2 protein-coding genes and 1 rRNA gene are annotated in these 5,232 nt (G+C 50.7%); all 3 read left to right on the plus strand.

Translation table 11 applies throughout. The annotated features are described in order from the left end of the window. Positions 1 to 2,024 (plus strand): DNA polymerase III subunit alpha (dnaE, locus tag GAC_RS00565; protein WP_037348974.1); only part of this gene is annotated, 2,024 nt, incomplete at its 5' end. A 239-nt stretch (positions 2,025 to 2,263) separates the two neighbouring features. Beyond that, positions 2,264 to 3,652, plus strand: a complete 1,389-nt coding sequence (locus tag GAC_RS00570) for a 3-phosphoshikimate 1-carboxyvinyltransferase (protein ID WP_010267210.1) — start codon at positions 2,264 to 2,266, stop codon at positions 3,650 to 3,652. Between the two features lie 197 nt (positions 3,653 to 3,849). Further along, positions 3,850 to 5,232, plus strand: a 16S ribosomal RNA gene (locus GAC_RS00575); the annotation flags it as partial.

Genomic DNA, 5,232 nt, shown 5'->3' on the forward strand with positions numbered 1-5,232 from the left:
CCCATGATCCCGTAAGCCCGGTGACACTTTCTGAGGCTATAGAGATGGACCAGAACCTCAAGCGGGAACAGGAGAGTGATAACACGGTCGCTAAACTTTTTGAGATATCACTTAAACTAGAGGGGTTGTACAGACATGCTTCGGTGCATGCAGCGGGAATTGTGATATGCGACAAGCCGCTTGAGGATTTTGTCCCCCTGTACTACGACCAGTCGTGTTCGTTGCCAATCACGCAATACAACATGAAGTACGTGGAGAAAGCTGGACTGGTGAAATTCGACTTTCTGGGGTTGCGCACCCTTACGGTCCTAGACCAGGTACGATCTCTTATACAGGATAGAGGGGTCAGCATAGAGCTTTCCGAGCTGCCGCTTGATGACGGCAAAACATATGAAATGCTATCGACAGGAAACTCCGTAGGCGTGTTTCAGCTTGAAAGTGCGGGCATGAGGGAGGCTATCAGCAAACTCCGCCCCGACGGAATCCAGGACATAATTGCTCTGATATCGCTATATCGTCCCGGCCCCATGAACAACATTGCCATATATATAGCCCGTAAACACGGATTGGAGAAACCCGATTACATACATCCGATGCTGGAAGGGGTCCTGAAGGAAACGTTCGGGGTAATTATATATCAGGAGCAGGTTATGGAGATAGCCAGGATTCTGGCTGGGTACAGCCTTGGTGGTGCTGACTTGCTCAGGCGTGCGATGGGTAAGAAGATTAAGGAAGAGATGGACAAACAGCGCCAGGATTTTGTAAATGGCGCGATCAAAAATGGTATAGATCGCGGTAAGGCCAGCTACATATTCGATTTGGTAGCGAAGTTTGCCGGATACGGATTTAATAAATCACACGCTGCCGCATATGCACTCATTAGCTTCCAGACCGCATATCTGAAGGCAAACTATACCAAAGAGTTCTTCACTGCATCAATGAACCTTGATATCGGCGACAAAGACAAGTTAGAGCTTTTATGCCAGCAGGCCAGGGCGTGTGGTGTCCAGGTGTTGCCGCCTGATGTGAATTCCTCGGGCGTGTTGTTTACCATCTCAGGTGATGCGATCAAGTATGGATTGGGTGCATTAAAAAATGTAGGACAAACCGCCGCCAGGGAAGTTGTACCAGAGGCTGGCAAGAAGTACAGCGACATATGGGATTTCGCGCGTAACATGCGGGCGAAATGGGCGTGTAAACGGGTTATGGAAAGCTTGATAAAATCTGGCGCACTGGACAGCATACATCCCAATAGGAGGCAGTTGTTTGAATCTTTAGGGACGATACTGGATGTGATTGATGATACCAGAAACAGTGCGGAATCCAAACAATTCAATCTGTTCGGGATCACGGAGGGGCACAAACTCTTGGAGGTGGAAGACTGGTCTGAGGAGGAAAAAATTGAGCACGAGTTCTCCACCTTAGGTTTCTATCTGAGGTACCACCCCTTGGCCAAGTATGAAGGAATTTTACGGGGCCTGGGCGTAAAGTTTGTTAGTGAGTGCCAAGATTCTTCAGAGTCAGGTGTTAAAAAGTCTGCAGGTGTGATCTCTAGTGTGAGGATAAGATCTGCGAACAAAGAGAGATTTGCGGTTGTAAGGATCTCCGATCCTTACGGGGTTAACGATGTTGCATTTTATAACAGTAGGGTCATAGAGGCCGGTAGAGACCTGTTTCACAGCGGAGTTTCAGTAATGATAGACATGGACTATAACTCAGTAAAATCGCGGCTGATCGGAAAAAATATATACAGCTTTGGTGATGGGCTCACCGCCATGACTCAAAAAATGAAAAACATAGTTATTCACTTCAGTCAAGGTCATTACGAACCCAACACGCTTGGGAAGATCTTGCGCAGAGATCGGGGTAAAACAGAAGTATTTGTCGAAATGCCTTCCAAGGGTAACTTGGTGCTGATAAAACTACCTGGCGTGTTTCAGATCACGGCTGAAGCTTACATGAAAATTTTGGGGCTGAGCTGGGTGCAAAATATTAGCGTCAATCATCAGAGGTTTTACCAATAAACAGGAATGGGTGTTGTGCCATAATTTTTCCAATCCGGTGCACGTCTAATTGTGGCTGATGCTCCACTCCTGCTCCTTTGCCGCGCATCTATTCACAGCCGCTGTGGCGAAGGGCTGGGGTGTGCTGTGGCGCACTATAGCCCGCGTTTCCGCAATAACCGGATGTATAGACCCCGTGCCCGAACGCTTTGCATCATTTGGGTGAAATGGTGTAGAATCCGCTTTTCACTCGTTAAGATATGTCCAACATGGAAGGGCATGGATGCAGGTTGGCGTCCGATGAATTCACATGCGTCTACGGCGCGGAGCTCGGGTGTGCCGTAATTAGGATTCCCGGGTGCGCGGAGGCATCGTGCATCTCGCTACTTCTGGCCGCGCAGGCTGCAGGTGCTTCGAGGGTTTACGGTGTGCAAAAGTGCGCGCAGGTCCTCGATGTTGTAGGAGTGCTGGACGCTTTGGGAATAAGTGTAGCACACGAAAATGGATGCTACGTCGTTGAAGGAGCAGGTGTTGGAGGTTTGGCCGAGCCCCACCGCGAAATTTGTGTCGGATATTCCCCGCTTGTTGCGTGTATGACCATCGGTATGTTGGCCGTGCACCCGTTTTCTACGTTTCTGTTTAGGGGGCGCAATTATCGCATTTCTCCCGACATTGCCGTGTACGGAGATAATGATGTTAGCATGGTAATGGCAATGCTTACGTCTATGGGCGCAAGGTTTATGTCCAATGGAGCGGCGTTTCCTGCGCTGATAATTGGCACGGACGAATGTGTGCCGGCCGCGTTTGACGGGGTAATTCCTTCCGATGCGGTGAAGTCTGCAATGTTGCTGGCATGCATAGGCGTAGGTGGGAAAAGTAATATACGCGCAAAAAGCGCCCTGAGCGGGTACACGGAGCTGCTGCTGAAACAATTGGGCGCCAGAATTTGTGTGGAGAGGAGAACCGACTGCGGCGCAGACACAATAGTGATAGACGGGCAACAAGAGTTAGTTGCGGGGGAAATTTGTGTTCCTGCCCCCGCGTCTGAGGCATTACACGCTGTGGCGGCCGCAGTGATGACGCGCGGTTTGCCCGTCCTAGTCTCGGGGATTTTAGTGGATGACGCGGTGAGGGGTGTGCTCAATGTATTTATCAAAATGGGCGCATACGTAGCCTTGGTCCCCAATAGGGGCCTGTATGATGCGAAAATCAGGGTAGGGGTGCTACGTGGGGCCAGAATCGAGTGTGCGGAGTTGCGCAGCATAGCCATGGAGCTACCCGCAATATGTGCTGTATGCGCATGCGCTGTGGGAGCCACGACGATTACCGGGCTGTCTACGCTGGGGGATAGCGCGCGCGATAGGTTAGACACAGCCGCCACGGGGCTGGCAAAATGCGGCGTTGAACTCAGTATGGGGGATGACTCTCTCATAATTCACGGGTGCGGCGACGAAGTTGCTGCGGGTCGTGGGAATGATAAAGCAGCGATTTCGGGCATGGCCGCCCGTATCGCCACATCGGTTGGTGGGCACGCAAGCCACGGGTTGGTGAAATTTGTGGAGATGTTGAGCAATTTTAGGGAGGAAAACCCGTCCGTGGTGCTTTTACGTGGGACACCAGCGACGAAAAAAGTTCTTAAAAGTTGTTGACAGGGTTTGGGCTATGGTAGATACTCCTACCCGGGGCTGAGGTGGCCCTGTTGCTTGATTAGTTGGAAGGGAAACTTTAGAGTAGAAATAGAGGCGGCGGTGCGCGCAGCTAAATATTTTATTTAGTGCACTTAAGCTTATTTTGTTTTTGGTTTTTGCATGAGTCCAGATCATAATTTGCTTTTGTGATTTTAATCAAACTTGAGAGTTTGATCCTGGCTCAGAACGAACGCTGGCGGCAAGCTTAACACATGCAAGTCGAACGGACCGTATACGCAGCTTGCTGCGTGTATGGTTAGTGGCAGACGGGTGAGTAATGCATAGGAATCTACCTAGTAGTATGGGATAGCCACTAGAAATGGTGGGTAATACTGTATAATCCCTGCGGGGGAAAGATTTATCGCTATTAGATGAGCCTATGTCAGATTAGCTAGTTGGTGGGGTAATGGCCTACCAAGGCGGTGATCTGTAGCTGGTCTGAGAGGATGATCAGCCACACTGGAACTGAGACACGGTCCAGACTCCTACGGGAGGCAGCAGTGGGGAATATTGGACAATGGGCGCAAGCCTGATCCAGCTATGCCGCGTGAGTGAGGAAGGCCTTAGGGTTGTAAAACTCTTTCAGTAGGGAAGATAATGACGGTACCTACAGAAGAAGTCCCGGCAAACTCCGTGCCAGCAGCCGCGGTAATACGGAGGGGGCAAGCGTTGTTCGGAATTATTGGGCGTAAAGGGCATGTAGGCGGTTTGGTAAGTTAAAGGTGAAATACCAGGGCTTAACCCTGGGGCTGCTTTTAATACTGCAGGACTAGAGTCCGGAAGAGGATAGCGGAATTCCTAGTGTAGAGGTGAAATTCGTAGATATTAGGAGGAACACCAGTGGCGAAGGCGGCTGTCTGGTCCGGTACTGACGCTGAGGTGCGAAAGCGTGGGGAGCAAACAGGATTAGATACCCTGGTAGTCCACGCTGTAAACGATGAGTGCTGAATGTGGGGGCTTTTGCCTCTGTGTTGTAGCTAACGCGTTAAGCACTCCGCCTGGGGACTACGGTCGCAAGACTAAAACTCAAAGGAATTGACGGGGACCCGCACAAGCGGTGGAGCATGTGGTTTAATTCGATGCAACGCGAAAAACCTTACCACTTCTTGACATGGAGGCTAGATCCTTCTTAACAGAAGGGCGCAGTTCGGCTGGGCCTCGCACAGGTGCTGCATGCCTGTCGTCAGCTCGTGTCGTGAGATGTTGGGTTAAGTCCCGCAACGAGCGCAACCCTCATCCTTAGTTACCAGCGGGTAATGCCGGGCACTTTAAGGAAACTGCCAGTGATAAACTGGAGGAAGGTGGGGATGATGTCAAGTCAGCACGGCCCTTATGGGGTGGGCTACACACGTGCTACAATGGCGACTACAATAGGTTGCAACGTCGCAAGGCTGAGCTAATCCGTAAAAAGTCGTCTCAGTTCGGATTGTCCTCTGTAACTCGAGGGCATGAAGTCGGAATCGCTAGTAATCGTGGATCAGCATGCCACGGTGAATACGTTCTCGGGTCTTGTACACACTGCCCGTCACGCCATGGGAATT

The organism is Anaplasma marginale str. Florida, from assembly GCF_000215485.1.
GTDB classification, from domain to species: Bacteria; Pseudomonadota; Alphaproteobacteria; order Rickettsiales; family Anaplasmataceae; genus Anaplasma; species Anaplasma marginale.

What these genes read in the sequence shown, in the direction of transcription:
- GAC_RS00570 (WP_010267210.1), top strand. Translation starts at nt 2,264, where the DNA reads ATGTCCAACATGGAAGGGCATGGATGCAGGTTGGCGTCCGATGAATTC.